24 protein-coding genes are annotated in these 26,144 nt (G+C 66.8%); 16 read left to right on the plus strand and 8 right to left on the minus strand.

The window, feature by feature from the left end:
• Positions 1–22 precede the first annotated feature (22 nt).
• From FA87_RS14260 to FA87_RS14300, 9 genes are all read left to right on the plus strand, one after another.
• Complete coding sequence (locus FA87_RS14260; protein WP_052191364.1) at positions 23–1,000, plus strand: XdhC family protein; 978 nt, start codon at positions 23–25, stop codon at positions 998–1,000.
• Entirely contained in the window at positions 997–1,581 is a 585-nt protein-coding gene (locus FA87_RS14265) for a nucleotidyltransferase family protein (protein ID WP_043695411.1), read from the plus strand. The genes FA87_RS14260 and FA87_RS14265 overlap by 4 nt, the downstream gene beginning before the upstream one ends.
• 134 nt (positions 1,582–1,715) lie before the next feature.
• Positions 1,716–2,327 (plus strand): 2Fe-2S iron-sulfur cluster-binding protein, encoded by a 612-nt coding sequence (locus FA87_RS14270; RefSeq protein ID WP_081996601.1) that lies wholly within the window; start codon positions 1,716–1,718, stop codon positions 2,325–2,327.
• Positions 2,324–3,316, plus strand: a complete 993-nt coding sequence (locus FA87_RS14275) for a xanthine dehydrogenase family protein subunit M (RefSeq protein ID WP_043695414.1) — start codon at positions 2,324–2,326, stop codon at positions 3,314–3,316. Before FA87_RS14270 ends, FA87_RS14275 begins: the two co-directional genes overlap by 4 nt.
• A gap of 8 nt (positions 3,317–3,324) precedes the next feature.
• Entirely contained in the window at positions 3,325–5,532 is a 2,208-nt protein-coding gene (locus FA87_RS14280) for a xanthine dehydrogenase family protein molybdopterin-binding subunit (RefSeq protein WP_197062475.1), read from the plus strand.
• Between the two features lie 168 nt (positions 5,533–5,700).
• Positions 5,701–6,105, plus strand: a complete 405-nt coding sequence (locus FA87_RS14285; protein ID WP_036111016.1) for an HU family DNA-binding protein — start codon at positions 5,701–5,703, stop codon at positions 6,103–6,105.
• Between the two features lie 157 nt (positions 6,106–6,262).
• Positions 6,263–6,649: a BlaI/MecI/CopY family transcriptional regulator gene (locus FA87_RS14290; protein WP_036111013.1), complete on the plus strand. Its 387-nt coding sequence runs from the start codon at positions 6,263–6,265 to the stop codon at positions 6,647–6,649.
• Position 6,650: 1 nt separating this feature from the next.
• Positions 6,651–8,426, plus strand: coding sequence for a M56 family metallopeptidase (locus FA87_RS14295; protein WP_043695417.1), 1,776 nt, complete (start codon positions 6,651–6,653; stop codon positions 8,424–8,426).
• 52 nt (positions 8,427–8,478) lie between these two features.
• The gene (locus FA87_RS14300; RefSeq protein WP_036111007.1) at positions 8,479–9,144 is read left to right on the plus strand and encodes an HAD-IA family hydrolase; all 666 of its coding nucleotides are present in this window, start codon (positions 8,479–8,481) and stop codon (positions 9,142–9,144) included.
• Between the two features lie 3 nt (positions 9,145–9,147).
• On the opposite strand, the gene FA87_RS14305 is transcribed toward FA87_RS14300, so the two are convergent.
• The 5 genes from FA87_RS14305 to FA87_RS14325 are packed head-to-tail and all read right to left on the minus strand — an operon-like array spanning position 9,148 to position 13,658.
• A complete protein-coding gene (locus FA87_RS14305; RefSeq protein ID WP_197062420.1) occupies positions 9,148–10,584 on the minus strand; it encodes a sulfite reductase subunit alpha in 1,437 nt (478 codons plus the stop codon).
• A 31-nt stretch (positions 10,585–10,615) separates the two neighbouring features.
• Positions 10,616–11,683: an FAD:protein FMN transferase gene (locus FA87_RS14310; RefSeq protein WP_239709105.1), complete on the minus strand. Its 1,068-nt coding sequence runs from the start codon at positions 11,681–11,683 to the stop codon at positions 10,616–10,618.
• Positions 11,680–12,495, minus strand: a complete 816-nt coding sequence (locus tag FA87_RS14315) for a DUF4198 domain-containing protein (RefSeq protein ID WP_043698210.1) — start codon at positions 12,493–12,495, stop codon at positions 11,680–11,682. Before FA87_RS14315 ends, FA87_RS14310 begins: the two co-directional genes overlap by 4 nt.
• Before the next feature lie 15 nt (positions 12,496–12,510).
• On the minus strand, positions 12,511–13,023 hold the full coding sequence (locus FA87_RS14320) for a DUF2271 domain-containing protein (RefSeq protein WP_043695422.1): 513 nt from the start codon (positions 13,021–13,023) through the stop codon (positions 12,511–12,513).
• 11 nt (positions 13,024–13,034) lie between these two features.
• Complete coding sequence (locus FA87_RS14325) at positions 13,035–13,658, minus strand: PepSY-associated TM helix domain-containing protein (RefSeq protein WP_036111000.1); 624 nt, start codon at positions 13,656–13,658, stop codon at positions 13,035–13,037.
• 145 nt (positions 13,659–13,803) lie between these two features.
• On the opposite strand from FA87_RS14325, the gene FA87_RS14330 reads away from it, so the two are divergent.
• Genes FA87_RS14330 through FA87_RS14355 form a run of 6 tightly spaced genes read left to right on the plus strand, consistent with a single transcriptional unit; the run spans position 13,804 to position 18,731 of the window.
• Positions 13,804–14,478 carry a response regulator gene (locus tag FA87_RS14330; protein WP_036110998.1) on the plus strand — a complete coding sequence of 225 codons (675 nt, stop codon included), beginning with the start codon at positions 13,804–13,806 and terminating at the stop codon, positions 14,476–14,478.
• Positions 14,471–15,889: a sensor histidine kinase gene (locus FA87_RS14335; RefSeq protein WP_052191365.1), complete on the plus strand. Its 1,419-nt coding sequence runs from the start codon at positions 14,471–14,473 to the stop codon at positions 15,887–15,889. Before FA87_RS14330 ends, FA87_RS14335 begins: the two co-directional genes overlap by 8 nt.
• Positions 15,890–15,941: 52 nt before the next feature.
• A complete protein-coding gene (locus FA87_RS14340) occupies positions 15,942–16,778 on the plus strand; it encodes an alpha/beta fold hydrolase (protein ID WP_036110995.1) in 837 nt (278 codons plus the stop codon).
• 3 nt (positions 16,779–16,781) lie between these two features.
• Positions 16,782–17,141: an EamA family transporter gene (locus tag FA87_RS14345; RefSeq protein ID WP_043695425.1), complete on the plus strand. Its 360-nt coding sequence runs from the start codon at positions 16,782–16,784 to the stop codon at positions 17,139–17,141.
• The gene (locus tag FA87_RS14350) at positions 17,138–17,536 is read left to right on the plus strand and encodes an EamA family transporter (RefSeq protein WP_036110988.1); all 399 of its coding nucleotides are present in this window, start codon (positions 17,138–17,140) and stop codon (positions 17,534–17,536) included. Before FA87_RS14345 ends, FA87_RS14350 begins: the two co-directional genes overlap by 4 nt.
• Entirely contained in the window at positions 17,520–18,731 is a 1,212-nt protein-coding gene (locus tag FA87_RS14355; RefSeq protein WP_043695428.1) for a DegT/DnrJ/EryC1/StrS family aminotransferase, read from the plus strand. The genes FA87_RS14350 and FA87_RS14355 overlap by 17 nt, the downstream gene beginning before the upstream one ends.
• Before the next feature lie 14 nt (positions 18,732–18,745).
• On the opposite strand, the gene tsaB is transcribed toward FA87_RS14355, so the two are convergent.
• The 3 genes from tsaB to FA87_RS14370 form a co-directional block, all read right to left on the minus strand.
• The gene (gene tsaB / locus FA87_RS14360) at positions 18,746–19,435 is read right to left on the minus strand and encodes a tRNA (adenosine(37)-N6)-threonylcarbamoyltransferase complex dimerization subunit type 1 TsaB (protein ID WP_043695431.1); all 690 of its coding nucleotides are present in this window, start codon (positions 19,433–19,435) and stop codon (positions 18,746–18,748) included.
• A complete protein-coding gene (gene creD, locus FA87_RS14365) occupies positions 19,432–20,769 on the minus strand; it encodes a cell envelope integrity protein CreD (RefSeq protein ID WP_036110979.1) in 1,338 nt (445 codons plus the stop codon). Before creD ends, tsaB begins: the two co-directional genes overlap by 4 nt.
• A 469-nt stretch (positions 20,770–21,238) precedes the next feature.
• Positions 21,239–23,170, minus strand: a complete 1,932-nt coding sequence (locus tag FA87_RS14370; protein WP_043695435.1) for an ATP-dependent DNA helicase — start codon at positions 23,168–23,170, stop codon at positions 21,239–21,241.
• A gap of 79 nt (positions 23,171–23,249) precedes the next feature.
• On the opposite strand from FA87_RS14370, the gene FA87_RS14375 reads away from it, so the two are divergent.
• Entirely contained in the window at positions 23,250–26,009 is a 2,760-nt protein-coding gene (locus FA87_RS14375) for a valine--tRNA ligase (RefSeq protein ID WP_043695438.1), read from the plus strand.
• The last annotated feature ends 135 nt before the right edge of the window (positions 26,010–26,144 follow it).

Genomic DNA, 26,144 nt, shown 5'->3' on the forward strand with positions numbered 1-26,144 from the left:
GCAATCGTGCCAGACTTCCGCGATGAACGCCTTGAACCCATCCGCCGCGCCGGTCTGGCCAGCCTGGCCCGACTACGCCCTGATCGCCGACCTGCTGCCTTCCCTGCGCGACTTCGCCCATGCCGGCCGTGTCGCCCTCGCGACGCTGGTCTCCACCGACGGCCCATCCCCGCGGCCGCTATATAGCGAAATGCTGATCGCTGCGGACGGGCGCGTCGCGGGCTATGTTTCCGGTGGATGCGTCGAGGCCGCCGTCGCCAGCGAGGCCGCGATGGTGTTGGCCGACGGGCGCCCGCGCCTGCTGGATTACGGTGTCGGCAGTCCGGTCCTGGACATCCAGCTTACCTGCGGCGGGCGCATCGGCATCTTCGTCCGGGAGCTGCGCGAACCGTCGGCTTACGCCAACACGCTGGGCATCGCCCGCCGCGAGCGGCGTACCGTGACGGTACTGACCGACCGCGATAGCGGCGCGTGGAATATCGTGGAAGGCCACGTCCCGCCCGACGATCATCATTACGCCTGCGTCCACATGCCGCCCCTGCGCCTCGTCGCCGTCGGCGGCGACCCGGTGACGCTCGCCGTCGCGCAGCTTGCGCCGACGATGGGCGTGGAAGTCGTCCTGTTGCGGCCGCATGGGCCGGCCGAACCGCCGCCCGGCATCGCGTTGACCGGCTACGACTCGCGCAGCCTGGCGGTGTCGCTGGGCGAACTCGCCCTCGACGAACGCACCGCCGTGTACTCGCTCAGCCACGACGCCGAGATCGACCACGCGGTCGCCACGCATGCGCTGCGCTCCCCGGCGTTCGCCGTCGGTATCCTTGGCAGCCGCAACAAGATCGGCACCCGCGTCGAGCGACTGAAGGACGATGGTGTGGACGACGACGATCTGACCCGGCTGCATCTTCCCGCGGGCCTGCCCATCGGCGCACAAACCCCGCACGGCATCGCCCTGTCCATCCTCGCTCAGGTCTGCCAGCGCGATCGCGCGCGGGCATCGTGATCGGCGGCCACGATGCCGTGATCCTGGCAGCGGGCGGCAGCCAGCGGCTGGGGCGACCGAAACAGCTTCTGACCCTCGACGGCGAAAGCCTCATCGCCCGTGTATCGCGTCTGGTCGATGCCACCGGCCCGGGCAAGACGATTGCCGTGCTTGGCGCTTATGCCGAACGCCTGTGCGGCCAGCTGAACGGCGCCATGGCCGTATTCAATCCGGAATGGGCCACGGGCATGGCATCGTCACTCCGACTGGCGGCCGATGCGCTAGCCGGACGCCACGACCCGGTGCTCGTCGTGGTCGTGGATCAGCTGGCGCTCGACGAAGCACATCTCGTCAGGCTGCTCGCCGCACACGACGGCGCGCGCGATACGGTAACCGCGTACGGCGAGACCCTGGGCGTACCCGCCGTGCTGCGTGCGGCCACGCTGGCGCGCGCCGCGCACCTCCGCGGCGACACCGGTTTTCGCGCCCTCTGGTCGGATGAGGCGCCGCTCGCGATCCGCGCCGACGCACTCGCTGTCGACGTAGATACCGAAGACGATGTCGCACGCGCCATCGCTGCCGGGCTTCTCGATCGCGACTGACCGCGTCGACATGTAAAGAGCATGGGAACCCGAACGGCGCGTTCCGCCGCGCGCCGTTCACGGCACGAGCGATAAAACCGTGGCTTCACCCAGGCAGCGACGCATATTCGTCGCCCACCCACGGAGACAGCGGCATGCAGCCGAAGACCAACACCTCGTCCATCGACGCGGCGCGCCACGGCGCAGAAGCCAGCGGCGTCATGAACCACACTTCCGAACGCGTCGACGGTATCGACACGGTCCAGGCCCGCCTGCGGATCAATGGCACGACTCACGTGCTCGACCTCGACCCCAGGGTGACCCTCCTCGATGCGCTGCGCGAACATCTCGGGCTCACCGGCTCGAAGAAGGGCTGCGATCACGGCCAGTGCGGCGCATGTACGGTGCTGGTCGAAGGCCGTCGTATCAATGCCTGCCTGACCCTGGCGGTCATGCACGACGGCGAATCAGTCACCACCGTCGAAGGCCTGGCCACGGGGGATGTGCTGAGTCCGCTGCAGGCCGCCTTCGTCCGGCACGATGGCTTCCAGTGCGGCTATTGCACGCCGGGCCAGCTCTGCTCCGCGACCGGCATGCTGGAGGAAGTGCGCGCCGGATGGCCCAGCGTGGTCACCACGGACGTCGCCGGCTCGCCGACGCTGACCGACGAGGAGATTCGTGAACGCATGAGCGGCAACCTCTGTCGCTGCAGTGCGTATCCCAACATCGTCGCCGCAATTGCCGACGCCGCGGAGACCGACGCATGAAACAGTTCACCTACGCACGCGCGACCACGCCGACCGATGCCGCCTCGTCCGCGGCGGCCCATCGCCGCACGCGCTTCATCGCCGGCGGCACGAACCTGCTTGATCTGATGAAGCTGGAAGTGGAGACGCCCGAACATCTGATCGACATCAACCGTCTCGGTCTCGACGCTATCGAAGAAACCGCGGACGGCGGCCTGCGCATCGGCACGCTGGTGCGCAACAGCGACCTGGCCGCCGATCCCCGCGTGCGCGAACGCTATCCCGTCCTGTCGCGTGCCTTGCTCGCCGGTGCGTCGGGGCAGCTGCGCAACAAGGCCACGACGGGCGGCAATCTGCTGCAACGTACCCGCTGCTACTACTTCTATGACACCGCCATGCCGTGCAACAAGCGCCATCCTGACAGCGGCTGCGCAGCTATCGGCGGGTACAACCGCATCCATGCCATCGTCGGCGCGAGTGACTCATGCATCGCGACCCATCCGTCCGATATGGCGGTGGCGATGCGCGTGCTGGACGCCGTGATTCACACGGTAGCCGCCGATGGCAATGTGCGTGAAATTCCGATCGGCGAGTTCTATCGCCTGCCCGGCGACACGCCTCAGGTGGAAAACGTGCTGGCGGACGGTGAGCTGATCACGCACGTCACCCTGCCCCCTCCGCCGCCGGGACGGCAGGTGTATCGCAAGGTGCGCGATCGCGCGTCGTATGCGTTCGCACTGATCTCGGTAGCGGCCATCGTGAATTTCGAGGATGGCCGGATTGCCGACGCTCGCATCGCCTTCGGCGGCGTCGGCCCCATGCCATGGCGCGACGATGAGCTCGAGCGCGCCGCCGCGGGTGTCGGCAGCGACGAAGTGTCGCTGCGCACCCTCGCGGAGAACGCGCTGGCCGATGCGCGTGGTCAGGGGCACAACGATTTCAAACCAGTGCTTGCCCGCCGCACCCTGGGTGCGGTGCTGGTCGAAGCCAGCGGGAGGACCGACGCATGACGATTCGCATGGACACGGTGGTGGGGCACACGCCGCTGGACGATAACCCGGGCGGCTTCACCGGCAAGCCGGTCGACCGCGTGGATGGTCCGCTGAAGGTTCAGGGCAAGGCTGCGTACGCCGCGGAACACGGTGGCGTCGGCGATGTGGCGTACGCGTTCCCCGTGCTCGCGACGATCGCGCTCGGACGCGTTATCCGGATGGATACGTCGGCGGCCGAGCGTGCGCCGGGCGTCATCCACGTGATCACCGCGAAGAACGTACCGCCGCAGGACACGTCGTCGGACGATGCCATTCCTCAGCTCGTCGGCGATGAGATCAGGCACTACGGCCAACCCGTCGCGCTGGTCGTTGCAAAGTCTTATGAACAGGCGCGTCACGCCGCCGGACTGATCCGGCCGGAATACGAAGGGAAGGCTGGACGCTTCGATCTCGCAGCCGGTATCGACGGTGCGCGCAAGCCGGAGGATCTGTCCTTCGCGAAAGCCGATACCAGCAAGGGCGACTTCGACGCCGCCTACGCCAAGTCGCCTCACCAGCTGGACGTGACGTACACCACGCCGTTTCAGTTCCATGCCGCGATGGAGCCGCACGCCACGATCGCCAGCTGGGACGGCGACCGGCTGGTGGTCCAGACGTCGAACCAGATGCCTACGCCGGGGCGCAAGGCGCTCGCGGCCACGCTCGGTATCGAGCCCGAAAAGGTCAGGCTTCTCTCGGCGTATATCGGTGGCGGCTTCGGTAGCAAGCTCGATGTACAGCCCGACGCCGTGCTGGCCGCGCTGGCCGCCAGGGCCACGGGCCGCAAGGTCAAGCTTGCCCTCACCCGCCAGCAGCTCTTTCACGTCGTGGGGCACCGTACCAACACCGTGCAGCGCGTTCGCCTGGGCACGGATGCACAGGGCCATATCCTCGCCGAGGCGCATGAAGCGTGGTCGGGTAACGAGCCCGGCAACGATGAATTCGAACCGACGGTGCTCGGCACGCGTTCCCGCTATGCGGGCGAGCACCGGAGGAATACGCATCGCCATGTCGATCTGGACCTGCCGCCCGCCATTTCGATGCGCGCGCCGGGCGAGGCGGTCGGCCTCCTCGCGCTCGAAGGCGCCATGGATGAGCTGGCTGTCTCGCTGGACATCGACCCGATCGAACTGCGCGTTCGCAATGAGCCCGCCGTGGATCCCGAACTCGGCGTTCCGTTTTCGTCCCGCCAGGTCGTCGAATGCATGCGTGAAGGCGCACGTCGCTTCGGCTGGGATAAACGCATCGCCAAACCCGGGCAGGCCCGTGACGGACGCTGGCTGATCGGCATGGGCATGTCGTCCGCCGTACGCGGAAACATGCTTCAGGCGTCGAAAGCGCACGTCCATCTGGATGGCACCGGTCAGCTCACCGCCCGGATGGCCATGACGGATATCGGCACGGGCTCATATACGGTATTCACGCAGATCGCCGCGGACCTGCTCGGCTTGCCGATGGAGCGCGTCACCATTTTGCTCGGCGACTCGGATTTTCCCGAGACGCCCGGGTCAGGCGGTTCATTCGGCGCCGCCAGCGCCGGGTCAGGTCTGTATGACGCGTGCATGCAGCTCCGCACCCGGCTTTGCCAGTCGGCAGGCATCGATCCCGCGCATGCACGCTTCGAAGACGGACACGTCTCCCATGGCGACAAGCGCGTGAACTACTCGGCCATTGCGGGCGTCGACGGCCTGTCCGCCGATGGCGGCATCGAGCCCGGCAGCAACAACAAGAAGTACAACCAGAACTCGTATGGAGCCTTCTTCGCCGAAGTGGGCGTCGACATGGATACGGGCGAGATCCGTCTGCGCCGCATGCTCGGCGTGTTTGCCGCCGGCCGCATACTCAATGCGAAAACCGCGCGGTCGCAGGCATTGGGGGGCATGATCTTCGGCGTCGGCTCCGCACTGTCCGAGGAGATCGTGCTCGATCCGCGTCACGGCGCTTTCGTCAATCACGATCTCGCGGAATACCACGTGCCGGTCAACGCGGACATCGGCCCGATGGAGGCGATCTTCCTGCCTGAACTGGATGACAAGGCCAATCCCCTGAAGATCAAGGGACTCGGCGAGGTCGGTATCTCGGGAGCGGGCGCTTGCATCGCCAATGCGGTGTACAACGCGTGCGGCGTGCGCATCCGCGACTATCCGCTGACGCTGGACAAGGTTCTAGCAGGCATGGCGGAGACATCCTCCTGACGGGGGATTTTCCGCACTGCGTCACACGGAACCTGAAAAAAAGGGCTCGAAATGCAAAAAAACTTCGCGGACCCTATTTTCAGCGGACGAAAGCAACGCTAGAGTGAGTCGCCCGCTGGGCACCGGCCGGAAAGGCCGCCTCATTCGATTCAAGTGACAAGGATAACCATGGCCACGACCAAAAAAACGGCGGCGAAGAAGGCTGCCAAGGCTCCCGCCAAGGCCGCCGTGAAGGCTGCTAAGGCCCCGGCTGCTCTCAAGCCGATCAAGGATCCGCTTTCGAAGTCCACGCTCGTCTCGCACATCGTCGAGCAGAGCGGCGTCGACAGCAAGAGCGTCAAGGCTGTTCTGGCCTCGCTCGAAGGCGCGATCAACGCGTCGGTTCACAAGAAGGGCGCTGGCACGTTCACGCTGCCCGGCCTGCTGAAGATCACCTCCGTCGCCGTTGCGGCCAAGCCGAAGCGCAAGGGTAAGGACCCGTTCACGGGTGAAGAGCGCTGGTTCGCCGCCAAGCCCGCCTCGGTCAAGGTCAAGGTCCGTCCGCTCAAGAAGCTCAAGGACGCGGCCGCCTGATCTCTCGCGGAGGCCTTCGCCTTCGCGACCGACGAGGTACCCGAAAGCCTCCGCCCTAACGGCGGAGGTTTTTTTCATGGGTCCGTGCCGAAGGTCATGCTTGACTACACGTGTCGTCAGGCGCAGGCTGATTACATCTGTAGTCAGGAGCGGTGGCATGCGCAACAAGACCGTGGGCGATCAGGAACTCGCCCTTCTCCAGCACATCGAGGAAACACCGAAATCGTCGGTCGCGGAGGTGTGTGCCGCCTTCGGGGAGAGCCGTGGCCTGGCTCGCTCCACGGTGCTGACGATGATGGAACGCCTGCGTGCGAAGGGGTATCTCACGCGCCGGCACGTCGACGGCATGTACCGTTACAGCGTGACCAACGGCAGCGGAGAAGTGATGACCGGCGCCGTGGCCCGCTTCGTCGAGAAGACGCTGCAGGGTTCGGTGTCGCCCTTCGTCGCCTGGATGTCCGAACGCGGCCAGGTCAGCGACAGCGAACTGGCGGAACTCGAAGCGCTCGTCGATACCCTGCAGTCGCGACGCAAGGGGCGCTGACATGGAGGCTCTCTTCGATACGCTGCTCTCGCGCCTCGTCCATGCCTCGGTGCAGGCCGTGCTGCTGGCCGGCGTGGTGTACGCCGTGTGCCGCCTCGTTCCCACGATGTCGGCCTCGGCGAAGGCGACCTTGTGGTGGTTGCTCGGCGCCCAGCTGATCGCAGGCATCGTGTCGCCGACGCTGCTCGGCCTCCCGCTGTTGCCCGCGGCGACGATCGCCCCCGTCGAGCCCGTGACGACCATCGCGCCGCTCACCCTGCCCGGCGCCATGGATACGATGCCCGCCGGCGATGGCACCGTCTCGTGGACGGCCACGTTGCTGTTCATCTGGCTGCTGGCCGTCGCGGTTCAAGCCGCTGTCGCCACCCTGCGCTGGCGCAGGCTGGCGGGGGTGGTGCATCGCGCGATGCCTCACGACGACGTCCGCATCGAAACGCTTTGCGCCCGTCGCGCCCGCGAGACGGGCCTTCACCGGTCACCCCGACTCGCGGTATCGCCCGAAGTGGATTCGCCTCAGGTCGTCGGCCTGCGGCACCCGACCATCCTCCTGCCGCTCGAGGTACGCCTCAGCGACGAAGATCTCGATCTCGCGCTGATGCACGAACTCGCGCACGTGCGCCGTGGCGATCTGATGCTCGGCTGGATCCCCGCGATCGCCCGCGCCCTGTTCTTCTTCCACCCCGTGGTTCACTTCGCCGTACGCGAGTACGCCCTTTGCCGTGAAGCCGCGTGCGACGCGCTGGTCGTATCGCGGGGCGGCACGATCACGAAAACGTACGGCCGCCTGCTGCTGCGGCTCGGCGTGACTCCGCCTCCGCATCACGCGCTGCCCGGTGCCTCGCCCACCTTTCATTCGCTGAAGAGGAGACTGCTCATGCTCGCTCAGGCCAACGATAGTCATCCCCGTGTGCTGACCTGGTGCCTCGTCGCCGCGATCGCCGCCGTGGGTGTGTTCCCGTGGCGCGTGGTGGCGGCGGACCAGAGCAAGACGACGGTGTCGCGCTTCTACATGCCGCCACCGCCCACGCCACCGGCGCCGGCACCCGCCGCCACACCCGCGCCAGCGGCTGCGCCCGCACCGATGTCCGCCACGTCGCTGGTCGCGCCCGTGGCACCTGTCGCGCCAGTGGCACCCGTTGCGCCCGTTCAGGCCTCGGTACCGCCGGCACCGCCAGCCCCGCCGGCGCCCGCGGTATGGTCGGAAGACGTTCATGGTGAGCCCACCAACGGCTTCTTCTACTTCTCCAACGACATTCACGTCGCCAGTGGCAGCAGCAGCGATTTTCAGCGCGCGGAGGCCGCTTACCGGGATGTCGGCAAAGACTTTGTGTGGTTCCGTCAAGGCAGGCAGGCCTGGGTGATCCGCGACCCCGCGTACGTGAAACGCATTCACCAGGCCTACGCGGCGCCGTCAAAGCCCGCCGACATGGCCGCGATCATGGCGGACCAGCAGGCCGGACTGGACCGGAAGCAGGAAGTGCTCAGCGAGCAGATGGCGAAGCTGAGCGCGAAACAGAGTGAGCTGATCTCGAAACAGATGACGTCGACCGGTCCGCGCGATGAAGCCGCTTATGTGGCCGGTAACGACGCCATCGGCCGCGAGCAGGCCGCCATCGCGCGGCAGATGGCACAGATCGGGCAGCAGCGCGCACTGCAAGGCAAGACGATGGCCGAATGGGGCCGCAGGCAGGCCGACGCATCGCGCAAGGCCTCCGAGGAAGTGAGCACGATCCTGGCCGAGGCGATCCGCAACCACGCCGCCCAGGCCGCACGCTGACGTATCCGCACACCTCCGGTATGGTGAAGGAATTTCCCCTACCGGAGGCACCATGCGACTTGAATCGGACACGGTCATCCAGACCCGCGCGTTGCTCTTCGACATGGACGGCACGCTGATCGACTCACGCGTCCTCGTCGAGAAGATCTGGAAACGCTGGTGTGACGAGAACGGTCTGGACTGGCATTACGTCCTCCCCCGTCTGCACGGCGTGCGCATGCTGGATTCGGTGCGCCGTTTCGCCCCGCCGGGTGTGGACGTGAATGCCGCGTACGAGCGCCTGTACAACGAGGAAGTGAACGACGTCGAAGGGATCGTGCCGATTCCGGGCGCACTCGAACTGCTCGCCGCGCTGCCTCAGGAAACGTGGACCATCGTGACCTCGGCCGACACCACCCTGGCCACCGGGCGTCTGGCCGCGGCCGGGATCGTGCCGCCGCCGCTCATGGTCACCGGTGAAATCGTCACCGACGGCAAGCCGCATCCCGAGGGCTACCTGCTCGGCGCAAAACGCATGGGTGCGGCGCCTGAGGACTGCCTGGTCTTCGAAGACGCGAAAGCGGGCATCGATGCGGGACGGGCGGCGGGCTCGCGCGTGATCGCTATCGCGGGCGATCATCCGGAAGAAATCGCGGAAGACGTCGAGTGGATCGCCGACCTGACCGCGCTGCGTTTCGAAAGCTACAAAGAAGGCGTCGTGACGCTGCGCGTGGTCTGAGCGTCAGTAGACATCGCGGCGATAGCGGCCGTCGGCGAGCATGTCGTCGACGGCCCGCTCGCCGAGGATGTCTCGCAAGGCCGCATCCACACCGGGAGCCATCCCCGCGAGGCTGCCGCAGACATAGATCGCGGCGCCGTCGTCGACGTAGCTGCGCACGTCATCGGCCGCGGCACGCAGACGGTCCTGTACGTAACGCGGGCCCTGCGTCTCGCGCGACCAGACCAGGTCCAGCCGTTCCACCCGGCCGTCCTCTCGCCATCGCTCCAGCTCGTCCACGTGGAGACGATCGACGCTGGCGTGCCGCTCACCGAAGATCAGCCAGTTGCGCACGTGTCCGCGTACCACACGTTCTTTCAGCAAGGCACGCAAACCCGCGATCCCCGTGCCATTGCCGATCAGCAGCATCGGACGGTCGTCGCCCGGCGCATGGAAGCCTTCGTTACGGCGGACGCGCAGATCGACCGCGTCACCGATATCGGCAAGTGCGGTCAGCCAGCCCGAGCCGAGTCCCAGCGACCCCGTGGCGTTCCGCTGCTGACGGACCACCAGATGCAGGGTTTTATCGGAGGGCAGCGAGGCGATGGAATACTCGCGGTGAGGATGTATCTGTTCATCATCGCGCCCACGACGCGGTCCGATTTCGACAACGTCCCCCGCATCCCAACGCAGATGCGCCGCGTCCACCGGTGCCAGGGCGATGTGGAAGCATGGGCCGCCGGCACTGCCGGGATTGAGCAACCGGCGTTCGACCAGCCGCCACGACTGATAAGCCGGACGCACCCAGTCGGGCGCCTCGGGTGAACCGGCCCACTCGGCGACGTGGTGTTGCCAGTGACGCAGCGCGCCCGGATCGCCGTTATCCACTTCGACAAGATCGAAAGCCCGTGCGGCGCCACTGCTGCGCAACCAGCGATCGAGGTCGTGCCCGAAGGCGCAGAAGTCCTCGTAATCGTGGTCGCCCAGCGCCAGCAAGCCGTACGACAGGCCTTGCAGAGCCAGCGCACCGGCCATGACGTCCCGGCGGAAACCCGTAGCGGGATCGGGCGCGTCGCCTTCGCCCGTCGTGCTGGCGATGAAAAGCATGCGTTTCGCCCCCTGCAACGTCGCCGGGGTCAGTGTGTCGATCGACTGCAAGGCGACGGCATCGCCGCCGTGACGCAAGGTGGCCACCGTGAGGTTCGCGAGTTCGGCCGCATAGCCGGTCTGCGTGGCGTACACGACGTGGATGTTGTCCGAACCGGTGTCGACAGCGACGGGAGCTCGTCGCCGGTGCAGCGTCACGGTGAGGACAGCCCACCCGACGACCATCGCGGAAGCCAGCCCCGTGCGCGGCCAGTCCGACGCCTGCGTGCCGGTAAAATCGTGCAGGGTCGCGAACCACGTGGCCACGGCGGCCAGCGCGATACCGATCGCGATCTGTCCGATCGGCACCCTCACGCATCGCTCCGCAAGAATCGGTCCCGCTTCGTCACGGATGCAGCGCCTTCGAAAAACCCGGCGACATCCGCTCGATGAATTTTCCATCCTCGCCGTAGAGGATGAAGAGCACGGCGATGTCGTGGCGCCTGGCGTACGCCATGCCTTCGTCCGGCCCCAGCACGGTCATCGTGGTGCCCAGCGAATCGGCATGCATGCAGTCGTCCGCGATGATGCTGACCGAGGCGATGCGATGCGCCACGGGAAAGCCCGTACGCGGATCGATATGGTGCGAGTAGAACTTGCCGCCCGTTTCGAAATAGTGGCGGTAATCGCCCGAGGTGGCGATCGCACGATCGGTCAGCGAAACGATCCGCTCGACCTCGTCCGGTGAATCGAGCGCGCCGGAAGCCGCGCCCGGACGCTCGATACCGACGTGCCAGGGCGTACCGTCGGGTTTGCGGCCGTGCGCGCGCAACTCCCCGCCGACCTCGACCAGATAGGCCGCGACTCCGGATGCATCGAGAAAACGCGCCACCTGATCGACACCGAAGCCCTTGGCCACCGACGACAGATCCACATAGATGCCACCCGGCTGCCACGCGCGATGGCCCGCGTCATCGAGACGGATGCGGTCCCATCCGACGCGTGCCCGCGCTGCCGCGATCTCCGCGGCGGTCGGCGCCTCGCGGGGGCGTTTGTCCGGGCCGAATCCCCACAGGTTCACCAGCGGGCCCACCGTCGGGTCGTACGCGCCACCGGAATCCTTCGCCAGCCCGAGCGCGTAGCGCAGCACGCCGTAGAACTCCGGCGGCAACGTCTGCCACGTGCCCGCCGGTGCGCGGTTGAACCGGCTGAGGTCGGAGTCGTGCTCGTACGTACTCATCTGCGCGACGACGCGATCCACCTCGGCCTGGATGCCCGCCTCGATGGCGCGATCGTCCGCGCCATCGGGCAAGACGGCATTCACCGACCAGGTCGTCCCCATCGTGTCGCCTTCGAAGCGGCGCACATCCTTCGCGCCCGCCCCGGACGAGACCATCAGCGCCAGCAGCACTAAAACGGCCGGGACGACAAACGCCGGTCGGGCGACCGCCCTGCGGGCGACCGCCCGGATCACTGCGGCAACACCTCGAGCGTCGCCGTATAGCCCAGGCGACGCTGTTTCGCTTCCTTCGTCGAGGTCTTCTTGTCCTCGGCCGAAGCATTCACCCAGTACATCCCGGCGGCAGGCCAGGTGAACGAGAATTTCCCGTCCTTGTCCGTCGTCGTATCCATCTCATCCTGCGCATTGCGATAGCGCGTCGCACCGTCGATGGCGACGACCTTTACATCCGCGGCCGGCTTACCGTCCACCAGCAACTGGAAGGTCGCTTTTTCACCGGACACGAGATCGTTGGGCGCGGTCACCGGGACCAGTTCCATGCCCTTGCCCGTCGGCTTCAGCGCGCCCGTGCTCGGCGAACCCTGGGTCACGAAGGTCTCGACACGCGAGGCCATTTCGTTGACTTCGACGTTCTTCGCGTTCGCGGGCAGGCCCGCCTTGAGGTCCGTGGCGTTACCGCGCCAGCGCTTCTTCTGGCCGTCCAGTTCGTACGTGGCGAACACGCCCTGGTTGACCAGCGCGATGCGATACGTGCCCTTCTGCGGCACGGCAAGATCGAACGTGCTGCGGTACTTGCCCTTGTTTTCGTTCTCCGCCTGCACGGTGCTGCCATCCGGTGCGGTAATCACCAGCTGGTCGAGCTGTGCCGGGAAATGATCGGGGTAGTACAAATCGTTGGAGACAGCGGCATCGACGGTGACCCAGGCGTCGTCACCGGAAACCACCGTGGCGGACGGCACCATCCACATCTTGTGCGCCTGGGCGGCCATCGGAAGAGCGAGAGCCAGGGCGGCACCGAGCGCGGCGCGAACGAATGCGTGCTTCATCATCGGGTAACTCCGTTACGGGTTGAGGTCGAGGTTGATCTGACCGAGTTCGGCGCTGCCCTTCGCGGACAGATGCGTGCTGGCCTTCGCGGGCCAGTCGAATGCGATGCGCTGGGTTTCGTGACCGCCGACTTCGCGCGCGGCTTCCACGACGATTTCGTAGTGTCCCGGGGCGAGCGTGCCCAGCGGCGGCTTGCCGTCGGTGAAGCGCAGCTGGTGCTGGCCCGCCGGGCGCGTCGCACCGGATACGCCGTCGATCGGCATGGTCTGATCGCGGCCGGTACGACGCCACCACTGGCGCATGTCCTTCAGCCACTTGGTGCCTTCGCCGTCCTTCTTCCTGACGTCGTACCAGACGGCGAGATTGGCGGCGACCGTGTGGTCCTCGCGCTCGATCCACACGGCGACATAAGGCCGGTGGTATTCGGCGACCTTGAGCTCCGGGATCTCCACCGTCAGGTTCATGTCGGCGGCGAAGGCCGGCGCGGCGACGGTGAGGCAGAAGGCGAACGGCAATAAGCGACGCATACGAAATTCCGTCAGTGAATGAAAAGGAGGGCGATGACCACGGGAAGGACGAAGCCAAGGGCGACCATCGGCCAGGTCATGCGGCGCTGACCCGCATGCAACTTGAGCAGCAGCAGGCCGGTCAGCGCGAAGACGACGCAGGCCAGCGCGAAAACATCGATGAACCAGCTCCAGACCGGACCGGTGTTGCGGCCCTTGTGCAGGTCGTTGGCATACGCCAGCCAGCCGCGATCGGTAGTTTCGGACTGCACCTCGCCGGTTTCCCGGTCGATGCTCACCCAGCCGTCGCCACCGGGACGCGGCAGCGCGACCTCGACTTCGTCCTCGCTCCAGTCGCCGTCGCGACCATCGATGCGCATACCCGTCTTCGATTCGACAAAGGCGGCCACCGCGGGCGCCACCGGTGCCGACCTGCGACCGGGGTCGACCAGTTTCGCCCTCAATCCGGGCGGCAAGGTCGCCGTGTGTCGCACCACCCGGGGCGATGCTTCGATCGCGCCGGCATGGTTGAGCGTGAACCCGGTGACCGAAAAGAGCAGGAGCACGACCAGCGAGATCGCGGAGCTGATCCAGTGCCAGCGATGCAGGTGCTTGAGCCAGAACGCGCGGCTTTGCCGGTCGACGGTATCGCGCATGTGGTGGATCGCCCCTGAAACGCCGATAGCGGCCCGGGATGGTAAACCACAATGCGAATCGTTCGCAATTGGGACAGGAAAGCGATCCGAAAGCCTGCCGCGACAACATGCGCCCGAACCACTCCGGAGCGTATCCTTGTCCACCATGCGCATCCTCCTAGCCGAAGACGACGCCGCCATCGCCGCGGCCGTGCGAGCCTCCCTTGAACAGGGTGGCCACGCTGTAGACCACGTAACCGACGGTGCCAGCGCCGACCACGCGTTGCGCGACCACGACTACGACCTGCTGGTACTCGACCTCGGCCTGCCGCTGCTCGACGGCAGCGACGTGCTGGCGCGTGCCCGCAAACGTGGCGCCAGCCTTCCCGTGCTCGTGGTGACCGCACGCGAGGGCCTGAAAGAGCGCGTGCGCGTGCTCGACCTGGGCGCCGACGATTACCTCGTGAAACCGTTCGCACTGGCCGAGTTCGACGCCCGCGTCCGCGCCCTGCTCCGTCGCCGGACCAGTCAGGGTGCGCCGGAATTCCGCATCGGTCGTCTGCGTCTGGACATCCCCGGCCATCGCGCCTGGATCGACGACACGCCGCTGGACCTCACGGCGCGCGAGTTCGGCCTGATCGAAGCCCTAGCCTCACGTGCGGACAAGGTGACCAGCCGCGCGCAGCTGGTGGAAGCTCTGTGCAACTGGGACGAGGACCTGACCGACAACGGCCTGGACATCGCCTTGCACCGCCTGCGCCGCAAGTTGCAGGGTTCGGGCACCAACGTCCGCACCATCCGCGGACTGGGCTACCTGCTCGAAGAAGCCGCGGATGCCTGAACGGCGCCACGCGGCGCAGCGCTCCGCCCGACCGAGCCTGCGTCGGCGCCTGCTGACCTTCCTGCTCGTCCCGGTGCTCGGCGTGCTGCTGCTGGACGCCGTGGTCGTCTACTTTGCCGCGCTGGCCTATTCCAACCGCGTACACGATTCCGATCTCTCCGACTCGGCGCTGACGCTGTCTGAGATGATCGGCAACGATGCGCTGCGCGGCGAACTCACGGCACAGGCCCGCTTCCTGCTCGAATACGACCCTGACGGTCGCAACTACTACACGGTGGTCAGCGACCGGCACGGGCGCATGATCGGCAACGCCGAGCTCGCCGGGCCGGGCGAGCCCGTCGCCACGGACTCGCCACCCCTGCTTTACGACACCTCGCTGGGCCATCGCCCGCTGCGCGGCGCGATCATGCGCGTGCCCAATCACCACGAAGACGGCGACGTGCTGACCATCACGGTGGCCGAGAACCTGCGCGACCGGCATGCCCGGGCCCGCGAGATCCTGCTGCTCACCCTGCCGATCGAAGCGCTGCTAATCGTCGCCGTGCTCTCGCTGGTCTGGTTCGGCGTGAGCCACGGTCTGGGCGTGCTCGAGCCGCTGACGGCGAGACTGAGTCGCCGCGGCCACGATCTGGGACCCATCGGCGAGGAAGACGTGCCGGTGGAGATCCTGCCGCTGACTCGCACCATCGACGACCTCTTCGCACGCATGCGCAACATGCTGGGTCTGCAGGAGCGCTTCATCGCGGATGCCGCGCACCAGTTGCGGACACCGCTGGCCGGCATCCAGCTCCACGTCGAGCGCTACGAGGTCATCGCCGACCCCAGCCAGCGCGAGGAAGCCCTGCGCCACGTGCACCGCCTCGCCGCCCGCGCCGCCCGTACCTCGGCGCAGCTGCTGGCGCTGACCCGTACGCAGTCGCCCGACCTTCCGGATCACGACGGGATGGCGGTGATCGATCTGTCGACCGTCGTGCCCGAGGCGGTCGCCATGCGCGTACACCAGGCGCTGGGACTGGGCATGGACCTTGGCTACGAAGGACTGGAGACGCCCTGCCTCGTGCGAGGCGACGCGCTGCAGGTCCAGGAGGTCATCGACAACCTGATCGACAACGCTTTCCACTACGCCGGGCGCGGTCACAGCGTCACCGTCTCGGTCGCCTGCGATGGCGGCGATGCCGTACTGGCCGTGGAGGACGATGGTCCCGGCGTGGAGGACGTCTTCCTCACCCAGCTGGGCGAGCGGTTCTTTCGCGTGCCCGGGGTGGACGAGGACGGCACCGGTCTCGGCCTGGCCATCGTCGAAAGCATCGCCGAACGGCATGCGGCACGGGTCACCTTCCTGCATGCAACGGCCGGTGGCCTCCGTGTGGAACTGCGTTTCCCCCTTCAGTCAGGCCAGAAAGCCGGCTGAAACCACGCCACGGCACCATGCCTCCCTCAGAAACCAGTCAGTGAGGTCCGGCGTGAGCCACCCGACGGAATTCCAGTTCGAAGGCGGTCGCGACGGCGTCCTGCTGATCCACGGCCTCACCGGTACGCCGGCCGAGATGCGCATGGTCGGCAAGGGACTCAACCGCGCCGGCTTCACGGTCGTCGGTGTTCGCCTCGCCGGTCACTGCGGCACGGAAGAAGACCTGGTCGCCACCTCGTGGGAGGACTGGTACGCCAGCGTCGAATCCGCCGCCGAAGAGCTTCGCGGCCGGGTCGATCGCCTGTTCGTCGCCGGGCTGTCCATGGGTGCCGTACTCGCGCTGCGTCTGGCGGCCGTGCAGCCCGGCTGGGTCGACGGCGTCGGCGTGTTCGGTGCCACCTTCCGTTATGACGGCTGGTCCATCGGCTGGACCGGCAAGCTGTCGTTCCTGCTGCCGCTGTTCAAGCGTCTCGGTATCGGCCGTCATCGCAGCTTTATCGAGCAGCCGCCTTTCGGCATCCGCGACGAGCGGCTGCGCGCGCAGATCAGCCAGGCGATGTTCTCCGGGGACAGCGCCGCGGCCGGCCTGCCTGGCAACCCGTGGCACGCGCTGGCCGAAATGGTGAAGCTGGCGCGCGACGTGCGCCGTCGCCTGCCCGATGTCGTCGCGCCGTGCTTCGTCGCGCACGCCACCGACGACGATGTGGCCAGCGTCGCCAATGCGGACATGGTCGCGCGTCGCGTACGCGGCCCGATCGAAATGCTGCTGCTGGGCGACAGCTACCACATGATCACGATCGACCGCGAACGCCGCATGCTGATCGAGCGGACGGCCGACTTCTTCGGCCGCATCGCCCGCGACGCACGCCCCACACGCATGGCGGCCTGATCGATGCACGGGCTGGTGCTCGCGCTGTGGATCGCCAATGTCGTGCTCGACACGGGCGGCCAGCTTGCGTTCAAAGCCGCCGCCGGTGATGAGCGTGCAGGCGATGGCCTCGCCCGCTGGAAGTACATGCTGGCGCGGCCCTGGATCTGGACCGGCATCGGCTGTTATGTCGCCGAGTTTCTGGTCTGGATCGCCTTCCTGTCGCTGGTGCCGCTGTCCGAAGGCGTGCTGCTCGGTTCGATCAATATCGTGGCGATCATGATCGCCGGGCGTTTCCTGTTCAGGGAACGCCTCAGCCCGCTGCGCGTCACCGGCATCCTGCTCGTCGCCGCGGGCGTCGCCATCGTGGGAGCCGGCTCGTGAAGCGTTTCTATCTCATCGGCTTCGGTCTGCTGCTCGCGTTCGACACGCTCAACCTCGTCTGCTTCAAGATCGCCGGCACGCATGCGCTGCCGGTGGAAATGAGCACGGCGTGGCTGGCGCGCGTGTTTTCGCATCCATGGATCTACGGCGCCATCGTCGGTTACATCGGCGCCTTCCTCACCTGGATGAGCCTGCTCAAGCATGCACCCATCGGTCCCGCCTTCGCCGCCTCCCATCTCGAAGTGGTGAGCGTGATGCTGCTTTCCTGGTGGGTCTTCGCCGAGCCGGTGACGCTCACCCAGATACTCGGTGCCGCCGCGATCGTCGCCGGCATCGTCTGCCTCGCCTTCGCCGAACGCGGCGATGAGACGGTGAGCGATGTGGTTCCGGCCTGAGCCCGAATCGCCGCCCACCGCCGGCCTGCCGCTGGGCATCGCCGACCTGGGTGGCGATGTCCGCGCGCCGCTCACCGCGCTCGCCGCGTCGTGGCTCGGTGTGGAAGAAACGCAGCTGGAGTGTTCCGGCACCGCCGCGCTGACCGTCGCGCTGACGGCGCTCTCCGAGTACGCCCGCTCGCGGCGCGAAGTCGCCATCCCCGCCTTTACCTGCCCGCTGGTGCCGCTGGCCATCCGCCGCGCCGGACTCGTGCCGCGACTGGTGGATCTGCTGCCTGGCAGCTTCGACATGGATCCGCAACGACTCGAAGACGCCTGCGGTCCGCAGACACTGGCGGTCGTACCGACTCATCTGGGCGGGCGAACCGCCGATGTCGCCAGCGCGAATGCCATCGCGCATTCCGCTGGCGCGCTGACCATCGAAGACGCGGCGCAGGCACTCGGTGCGCGCATCGACGGTCGCTTTGCAGGAACCCTTGGCGACATCGGTTTCTACAGTCTCGCGGCAGGCAAGGGCCTGTCGATCTTCGAGGGCGGTCTGCTGGTGGCCCAGGACGACGTCTGGCGCGAGCGCTTCCGCCGCGCCTCGCACCGCGTGGTGCGCTGGCATCCGGGGTGGGAAATCCGTCGCTCGCTCGAACTCGCGGGCTACGCGGCGTTGTACCGACCGTCGGGGCTTGGCTTCGCCTACGGCAATTCGCTGCGGCGCGCGCTGCGGCGCGGCGACCTGATCGGTGCGGCGGGCGAGGATTTCAGCGCTGACTTTCCGTTGCACCGCGTGGGGCGATGGAGGCGCGCAGTGGGGGCGCGCGCGTTCGGACGTTTGTCCGGGTTTATCGAGGCCACGCGCGCGCAGGCCGCCGCACGTGTGCCCGCGCTGGCATCGATTCCCGGCGTCCACGTCTTCACCGACGAGGGCGGAACGTGGCCCTATCTGATGCTTCGTTTGCCCGACGAAGCCATGCGCGACGCGGTGCTGAAACGCCTGTGGTCATCGCGGCATGGCGTGGCGCGCATGTTCGTCCACGCCCTGCCCGACTACGAATACCTCGAGGCCATGCCGGGCGGCGACGATGTACCGAACGCGCGCGATTTCGCCGCGCGCACGCTGACGATCACCAACAGTCTGTGGCTGGACGACGCGTGCTTCGAGCACGTGTGTGCGGTGATCGAGGCGGTGATCGTTTCGCGCTGACGATCCGGCGAGCCTCAGGCCCGCCCCTGCTCCACCAGGGTCAGCGCCACCTTGTCCCGCAGATAGACCGGCAAGGCCAGCTCCGGCGCGACGGCCTGACCGTCACGGAACATGCGCGCCGCGACTTCCGCGACATGCCGCGCCTGCGGGAACAGCGCACCGTCCGCCGAGCGGACCGGTGCCTTGATCCGCTCGCGCAGCACGGCTTCGTATGTCGCCCAGCCCGTACCGACGACGTGCCATGCGGATGCGTCAGGCAACACCAGCGCGGCCGCCGTGTCCACACGCTCACGATCCATCAGGCTCACGCTGCCATCGTTCTCGCGACGCCACGCCGCGACATAAATTTCGCCCATGCGCGCGTCGATGACAGACAGAATGGCCGCATCGTCTTCCGGCGCTTCCAGTGCGAGCGCCTGCAACGACGACACGGTGACGACTGGAACATCCAGCGCCATCGCCATGCCCTGTGCCAGCGATACGCCCAGGCGCACCCCGGTGAACGCACCGGGGCCACGGCCGACGGCGATGCCATCGAGCGCCTCGCGCTTCAGGCCCGCTTCGGCGAGCAGCTCGTCGGCCATCGGCAGAACGAGTTCCGCATGCCTGCGCGGCGCGATCTCGCTGCGCTCGATCACCTCGTCGCCGTGGACGAGGGCGACCGAGCAGGCTTCCGTGGAGGTTTCGATGGCGAGGAAGTTCATGGCGTATCCGGCGTGGGGTTGAACGGTGTTCCCTGGGCGTACCAGTCGATCCGGCGGGTCAGGTACATCAGCAGCCCGACTACCGCCACGAGCACGACCGCGCCGATCAGCAGCGCGTACTGCTCGGCGCCGATCAGGCCGTACAGTATGGCGTAAACCAGCGCGAGGACGCCGCCGAGGGTGAACCCGGCCCGTCGGGCGCGCAGCGCCGCCACGGCGTAACCGCCCACGATCGACACCACCGCGCCCGCCGCGACTGCATAGGCCGGCCCGAAGCCGATCTGCTCGGAAAGAGCCAGCAGCAGGACGTAAAAGCTCGTCATGGCGGCGCCCACCAGCAGGTACTGCACGGGATGCAGGCGCAGGCCCTTGAGTACTTCGAACAGGAAGAAGGCGACGAAGGTCAGCGCGATGAACAGCAGACCGTATTTACCGGCACGGTCGTTCTGCTGGTATACCCCGCCAGGCTGGTAAAGCTTCACGCCGAACGCCGACGACTCGAGCCGCCCCTCGACATCCTTGTCGTCGGCACGCCAGTGCTGCCCGTAGGCCCGATTGAGATCCAGCACCTGCCACGAAGCGTCGAAGCCCTTCGCGGTCACGCTGCGCGTTCCCGGTAGCAGGGCGCCGGTAAAGCTCGGATCGGGCCACGGCGAACGGACCCGCACGCTGTTGTTGCGGGCCAGCGGCAACGCGGAAAACGATTCGGTGCCCGCAATGCGCAGGGTCATCACATAGTCCAGCGGCGTGTCGCGGGCCGGGTCGACGGCGATGGGTGTGGACAACACCGTGTACGGCCCCATGCGTGCCGTCGACGACGCCAGGCGCACGGGCTTGCCGTCGACCGTGACCGAGGTGATGTGTTGCAGGCCGCGCGTATCGGCGATCAGCAGACGCAGTTCCGCTTTGCCGGGAAACCAGGTCGAACCGCTGTCCGCGGCGAAACGACGGATGTCTTCGGGCAGGATACGACCGCGCAACGTGACGTCGCCGGTGTACACCGGTACCTCGTACATGCCGAACCGGCGCTTTTCGACGCTGAGGTCGGCGACAGTGCTCTGGTCGTCCGCCAGTACGATTTCGGTGCCGTCATGGCTGGCGACCAGCTTGCCGTCCGCGTCGTGGGTTTCGCTGCGCGTGGGAACGGCGAGCACGAGGCCGCCGATAGTCTGCTCACCGCCCCATCCATCGGCGACGCGTGCCGACGCGGTGTCGCGCATCGACTGCCGCTCGCGCACGAGGCCGTCGGCCTGGGTCAGTGGGATCAACATGAGCAGGGCCAGTAGCCCGATGCCAAGCACCTTGGCGGTAATCGTCTGAGTCCAGCGGAACATCGGGGGTCTCCCTCGTCGATAGTGAGGGCGATGGTGGGCTCCGCGTGAGGTGACCCACCGTCTGGCGTGTGGCTTCGACGGGGCGAGTTCTGGCGAAATACTGCGCGGGGTGTTGGGGCTGGCCGTCGCGGGCTCGGCTTGCGCCCTCGCCTTTGTTTTGTCGCGGCGTGTGGTGTCGCGTCGTTGGCTGGGACCGGTCGCTTGCCTGGGGTGCATGGCCTCGTTCGCCTTAGTGAGGCTGAGGGTTCGCGAACAGGGTTCGCTCCTACCGCACGGCGACCGCAATGGGGGGATACATGGCGGCCTGTAGGAGCGCGCCCTGCGCGCGAAAAGCCAACGAAGCGAAGAAGCCACACCCCGCTCGACCACCAACCCACCTCGGTACACCAAAGAGACGGCGGGGGTGACACTCGGGGCCGGTAGCCGCAGGCGAGGGCTTCGACTGGACAAGGCCGCGAAGCGGGGCCGGTCAGGGATGACCGGCCAATTCGCCCTGAGCGAAAAATGCCGTCACATCCGACAGCTCACGCGTACGCGGCATCGGCGGCAAGCTGGCGAGGAAAAGTCGGCCGTAGCCCTTCGTGCTGAGGCGCGGATCGCAAAGCACCAGAACGCCTCGATCGTTCACGTCGCGGATCAACCGCCCCGCGCCCTGCTTCAGCGCGATCACCGCCGTCGGCACCTGCCAGCCCATGAAAGGATTGATGCCCGCTTCCTCGAGCGCCTCGAGTCGCGCCTGCAGGACGGGATCGTCCGGCATCGCGAACGGCAGCTTGTCGATGACGACGACACTCAATGCTTCGCCGGCCACGTCCACGCCTTCCCAGAAGCTTGCCGCGCCGAGCAATACGCCACGACCGCTGGCGCGGAATTCTTCCAGCAGGCGATGGCGCGGCGCGCTGCCTTGCACGAACAGCGGCCAGGGCACGCGCCCTTCCAGCAACTCGGCGGCACGCCGCAGGGCGCGGTGCGAGGTGAACAACAGGAACGCGCGGCCGTCCGACGCGTCCAGTACGGGACGGATCGCCGCGATCACCTTGTCGGTGAAGTCACGCGCGGAGGGATCCGGCAGATCCTTCGGCAGATAGGCCAGCGCCTGGCGCTTGTAATCGAAGGGACTCTCGACGTGCAGGGTCTGCGGATCCTCGATACCCAGCTGGCGGGCGAAATGACCGAAGTCGCCCGCGATCGACAGCGTGGCCGAGGTGTGGATCCACGCGGCATCCGTGGCCATGCGCATGGCGCGCAGCGGCGAAGCGAGGTCCAGCGGCGTCGCGTGCAACGCGAAGCCACGCGGGAATGTTTCGTACCAGCGCACGTCGCTGGCCGAATGTTCCTCCGCGATGCGGTCGAGACGCAGGCTAAGCATCTGCGCGCGTTCGAAAGCATTGGCCAGACCGCGCGAGCGCTCCCCCAGCGAACCGAGCAGATCGGACAGCGCGGCCATGACATCGCGCAATTCGGTCAACAGATCGTGGACGGTGCTGTCGCGATCCAGGGCGCCGAAAGGCCCCTTCGGCGGCAACGAGTCCATGGCAAGGCGCAGCCTCCTGACCAGGTCCTGCACCACCTCGACCGGTTCCAGCAGCTGACTGGTCGCACCGGTGACCCCCTGCGCTTCGGCCAGCGCGTCGTGGGCCAGGTCGGTCATCTGCCGTGCGCTGACGCTTTGCGAAAAGAACTGGCCGGCCAGTTCGGGGATCTGGTGCGCCTCGTCGAGAATGAAGGCGTCGGCACCGGGCAGGATTTCACCGAAGCCTTCCTGCTTCAGCGCCAGATCGGCCATCAGCAGGTGATGGTTGACCACCACAATGTCGGCTTCCATCGCATCGCGGCGGGCTTTCACCACATGGCAGTCGTCGAAGAACGCACACTCCGCGCCAAGGCAGTTTTCCGGCGTGGAGGTGACCCGCGGCCAGACCGGCGAATCTTCCGGGATATCGACCATCTCCATACGATCGCCACGGCGGGTGCGGGCCGACCAGGCACGGATCGCCGAGAGCTGGGAGGCCAGCTGCCGGTCCGGGTTGCCCTCGCGGACGGACTGGTCGAGCCGGTACAGGCACAGATAGTTGGCCCGGCCCTTCAGCAGGCTGGTTCTGGCCCGGCTGCCCAGCACGGCGTGCACGCGCGGCAGATCGCGGAAGAACAGCTGATCCTGCAGCGCCTTGGTGCCGGTGGAAACGATCACCTTGCGCCCCGACATCAAGGCGGGAACGAGGTAAGCGAACGTTTTGCCGGTGCCGGTGCCGGCCTCGGCGATCAGGATGTCGCGCTCGGCGATGGCTTCGGCCACGGCCTCCGCCATGCGCTGCTGGGCCTCGCGCGGGGCGAATCCCGGTACTTCACGGGCGAAAGGCCCTTCGGCGCCGAGGATCGCGGCCACTTCAGGTTCAGTCATCCGGCAAGTATCGCCTACAATGGCCGTCTTTTCGTCTTCCAAAGAGCGCCCCTTCACGGCGCGATCCGAGAGCCCACGCATGGACAAGAGTTTCGAGCCCAGCCAGATCGAGTCGAAGTGGTACGCCCAGTGGGAGGCCAACGGCTATTTCAAGCCGTCGGGCAAGGGCACGCCGTACACGATCATGCTGCCGCCGCCCAACGTCACGGGCACCCTGCACATGGGCCATGCCTTCCAGCACACCATCATGGACACGCTGGTGCGCTACCACCGCATGCGTGGCTTCGACACGCTGTGGCAGCTGGGTACCGACCATGCGGGCATCGCCACCGAGATGGTGGTCACCCGCCAGCTCAATGCCGAAGGCAAGCAGCGCGCCGATTTCGACCGTGAGTCGTTCATCGCCCGCATCTGGGAGTGGAAGGCGGAATCCGGCGACATCATCGGCCGCCAGATGCGCCGCCTGGGCGTGTCAGGCGACTGGTCGCGCGAACGTTTCACCATGGACGAGGGCATGTCCGAGGCCGTGATCGAGACCTTCGTCCGCCTGTCGGAGGAAGGCCTGATCTACCGTGGCCAGAAGCTGGTCAACTGGGATCCGGTGCTGAAGACCGCGATTTCCGACCTCGAAGTGGTCAGCGAGGAAGAAGACGGTTCGATGTGGTCGATCCGCTACCCGCTGTCCGACGGCTCGGGTGAACTGATCGTCGCCACCACACGTCCGGAGACGATGCTGGGCGACGTGGCCGTGGCCGTGCATCCGGAAGACGAGCGCTACGCGCATCTCATCGGCAGGATGCTCGACCTGCCGCTGTCCGACCGGCAGATTCCGATCATCGCCGACGACTACGTCGAGAAGGACTTCGGCACCGGTTGCGTGAAGATCACCCCGGCGCACGACTTCAACGACTATGCCATCGGCCTGCGCCACAACCTGCCGATGATCAACATCCTCACCGACGAAGCGAAGATCAACGACGCCGCGCCGGAGAAGTACCGCGGACTGGACCGCTATGTCGCGCGCAAGGCGGTGCTCGCCGATCTCGAAGCGGCCGAGCTGCTGGTCGAGACGAAGAAGCACAAGCTGCAGGTGCCGCGCGGCGATCGCAGCGGCCAGGTCATCGAGCCATATCTCACGTGGCAGTGGTTCGTGAAGATGGACACCCTGGCGGCGCGCGGCCTCGAACTGGTCGAGCACGGCCACGTGAAGTTCGTGCCCGAAAACTGGATCAGCACGTACCGCCACTGGCTCGGCAACATCCAGGACTGGTGCATCAGCCGCCAGCTGACCTGGGGCCATCGCATCCCGGCGTGGTACACCGACAACGGCAGCGTGATCGTCGCACGCGACGAGGCCGAGGCCGCCGCCAAGGCGGTTGCGCAGGGCTACGAGGGTGCACTGCGCCGCGACGACGACGTGCTGGAAACCTGGTTCTCGTCCGGCCTCTGGAGCCACTCCACGCTGGGGTGGCCGAACCCGGAGCGCCAGGCCGAGCTCGGTTTCGACCGTTACCTGCCGTCGAGCGTGCTGGTCACCGGCTTCGACATCATCTTCTTCTGGGTCGCCCGCATGATCATGCTGACCGACCACTTCACGGGCGAAGTCCCGTTCAAGGACGTCTACGTCACGGGCCTGATCCGCGACAAGGACGGCCAGAAGATGTCCAAGTCCAAGGGCAACGTACTCGACCCGCTCGACATCATCGACGGCATCAGCCTCGACGACCTGCTGGCCAAGCGCACGCGCGGCCTGATGCAGCCGAAGATGGCGGAGAAGATCGAGAAGTCGACGCGCAAGGAATTCGGCGACGGCATTCCCGCGTTCGGTGCGGACGCGCTGCGCTTCACCTTCGCCTCGCTGGCGACGCACGGTCGTGACATCAAGTTCGACCTGGAGCGTGCCGGCGGCTACAAGGCCTTCGTCAACAAACTCTGGAACGCGTCGCGCTTCGTGCTGATGAACCTCGGTGAAGAAGCGCGCATCGCACCGGTCAAGCCCACGACCGAAGCCGAACGCTGGATCCTCACCCGCCTGCGCGACACGCTGGGCACGGTCAAGGAACAGCTCGCGGCCTATCGCTTCGACCTCGCTTCGCAGGCGCTGTACGAGTTCACCTGGAACGAGTTCTGCGACTGGTTCCTCGAGTTGTCCAAGCCCGCATTGAACGGCAACGACGAAGCCGCCATCGCATCCACCCGCTACACCCTGGTGCACGTCCTGGAGACGCTGCTGCGTGCGCTGCATCCGCTGATTCCCTTCGTCACCGAAGAGATCTGGCAGAACGTGCGCCCGCTGCTTGGCATCGACGGCGAAACGATCATGCTGCGCCCCTACCCGGAAGCCGCGGACGTCGAAGGCGACGACGCCGCGACCGCCGAGATCGAATGGGTCAAGGACGTGCTGACCGGCGTGCGTCGTATCCGCGCCGAGATGAACATCGCGCCGGGCAAAGTCATTCCGCTGCTGTTCGCCGACGGCGACGCGGCCGATCGTGCACGTGCGGCCAAGTTCGCCGCGCAGATCGCGTTCCTCGGCCGCGTCGAAACGCCGGTGTGGGTCGAAGGCGAAGAGCCTGCCGCCGCTGCCGCCGTGATCGGTGGCATGCGAGCGTTGATTCCGCTGGAGGGGCTGATCGACGTCGGCGCCGAGAAGGCACGCCTCGCGAAGGAAATCGCCCGCATCGAGGGTGAAGTGCGCAAATGCGAAGGCAAGCTGAGCAACGCCAACTTCGTCGCCAACGCACCGGCTGAAGTGGTCGAGCAGGAGCGCCAGCGCATTGCTGACTGGACGCGCCAGGCGGATGCGATGCGGGAGCAGGCGAAAAAGCTGGGCGCGTAGCGCCCAGCTTTGTAGGAGCGCGCCCTGCGCGCGAAAAGCCAACGAAGCGATGAAGCGGCACCCCGATGAGGGGGCGCCCCATTACCGCCTTGTAGGCTTTTCGCGCGCGGGGCGCGCTCCTACATGAGACGTCAC

The sequence above is a fragment of the Luteibacter sp. 9133 genome (assembly GCF_000800155.1).
In the GTDB taxonomy this organism is placed as follows: Bacteria; Pseudomonadota; Gammaproteobacteria; order Xanthomonadales; family Rhodanobacteraceae; genus Luteibacter; species Luteibacter mycovicinus.